The organism is Bacillus coahuilensis m4-4 (assembly GCF_000171615.1).
Taxonomy (GTDB): domain Bacteria; phylum Bacillota; class Bacilli; order Bacillales; family Bacillaceae_K; genus Bacillus_T; species Bacillus_T coahuilensis.
The window spans coordinates 1-2,042 of sequence record NZ_ABFU01000134.1 but is presented as its reverse complement, the minus strand read 5'-3'; the positions used below and the strand labels follow the sequence as shown (position 1 = coordinate 2,042).

Annotated in this window: 2 tRNA genes and 2 rRNA genes; all 4 read left to right on the top strand. The window is 48.7% G+C overall.

The annotated features are described in order from the left end of the window. Window positions 1-450, top strand: a 16S ribosomal RNA gene (locus tag M44_RS19180); the annotation flags it as partial. A 166-nt stretch (window positions 451-616) separates the two neighbouring features. Next, window positions 617-693: transfer RNA gene (locus M44_RS19175), tRNA-Ile, on the top strand. A 25-nt stretch (window positions 694-718) separates the two neighbouring features. Beyond that, window positions 719-794, top strand: a tRNA-Ala gene (locus tag M44_RS19170). Window positions 795-928: 134 nt separating this feature from the next. Then, window positions 929-2,042: ribosomal RNA gene (locus tag M44_RS19165) — 23S ribosomal RNA — on the top strand; the annotation flags it as partial.

Sequence of the window (2,042 nt, the reverse complement as noted above, 5' to 3'; positions counted from 1 at the left end):
TCCCGCAACGGAGCCCACCCCTTGTTTTTAGTTGCATCATTAAAGTGGGCACTTCTAAGATGACTGCCGGTGCAAACCGGAAGAAGGTGGGGATGACGTCAAAATCATCATGCCCTTTATGACCTGGGCTACACACGTGCTACAATGGACGGTACAAAGGGCAGCGAAGCCGCGAAGGTGAAGCCAATCCCATAAAACCGGTTCTCAGTTCGGATTGTAGGCTGCAACTCGCCTACATGAAGCTGGAATCGCTAGTAATCGCGGATCAGCATGCCGCGGTGAATACGTTCCCGGGTCTTGTACACACCGCCCGTCACACCACGAGAGTTTGTAACACCCGAAGTCGGTGGGGTAACCTTTTGGAGCCAGCCGCCTAAGGTGGGACAGATGATTGGGGTGAAGTCGTAACAAGGTAGCCGTATCGGAAGGTGCGGCTGGATCACCTCCTTTCTAAGGAATATTCATACATCTACGATGTATGACAAAAATGAACTTCTACTAAGTTCGCCACGTCCTGTGGTAACGTAGAAGTCAGCGCGTCGTGCGCAAGTACGTTGCGTTGTTGTCTTTTCAGTTTTGAAGGTTCAATCCTTCAACTTTATAGCGAAGTAAGAATGGGCCTATAGCTCAGCTGGTTAGAGCGCACGCCTGATAAGCGTGAGGTCGGTGGTTCGAGTCCACTTAGGCCCACCATTTTCATTTTTACAACTTAAAAAATGGGGCCTTAGCTCAGCTGGGAGAGCGCCTGCTTTGCACGCAGGAGGTCAGCGGTTCGATCCCGCTAGGCTCCACCACTTGTACTTTGAAAACTAGATAAAGCAACACATGAAGATATAATATTTGCCATTTGGCAAACCGAGTATCGTCACTGATGGATTTTAACCGATTTTTTAAAGAAGTGATCGCTCACTTCGAATTGAGTTTTTTAGGTTAAGTTAATAAGGGCGCACGGTGGATGCCTTGGCACTAGGAGCCGACGAAGGACGGGACTAACACCGATATGCTTCGGGGAGCTGTAAGTAAGCTTTGATCCGGAGATTTCCGAATGGGGGAACCCACTGTTCGTAATGGAACAGTATCTTTACCTGAATACATAGGGTAATGAAGGCAGACCCAGGGAACTGAAACATCTAAGTACCTGGAGGAAGAGAAAGAAAAATCGATTCCCTGAGTAGCGGCGAGCGAAACGGGATTAGCCCAAACCAAGAGGCTTGCCTCTTGGGGTTGTAGGACATTCTATACGGAGTTACAAAAGAGTAGGGTAAGTGAAGTGGTCTGGAAAGGCCCGTCAAAGAAGGTAACAACCCTGTAGCTGAAACTCTACTCACTCTTGAATGTATCCTGAGTACGGCGGAACACGTGAAATTCCGTCGGAATCCGGGAGGACCATCTCCCAAGGCTAAATACTCCCTAGTGACCGATAGTGAACCAGTACCGTGAGGGAAAGGTGAAAAGCACCCCGGGAGGGGAGTGAAATAGAACCTGAAACCGTGTGCCTACAAGTAGTTAGAGCCCGTTAATGGGTGATAGCGTGCCTTTTGTAGAATGAACCGGCGAGTTACGATTTCATGCGAGGTTAAGTTTTAGAAGACGGAGCCGCAGCGAAAGCGAGTCTGAATAGGGCGAATGAGTATGAGGTCGTAGACCCGAAACCAGGTGATCTACCCATGTCCAGGGTGAAGTTCAGGTAACACTGAATGGAGGCCCGAACCCACGCACGTTGAAAAGTGCGGGGATGAGGTGTGGGTAGCGGAGAAATTCCAATCGAACCTGGAGATAGCTGGTTCTCTCCGAAATAGCTTTAGGGCTAGCCTCATGAGTGAGAGTATTGGAGGTAGAGCACTGTTTGGACTAGGGGCCCATCCCGGGTTACCGAATTCAGACAAACTCCGAATGCCAAATACTTATGGATTNNANTCANACTNCNANTNATAANATCCTTATTCAAAANNNAAACANCCCACACCACCACCTAATTCTCCAGAGTATACGTTAAGTGGAAAAGGATGTGGAGTTGCTTTGACAGGCAGGATGTTGGCTTA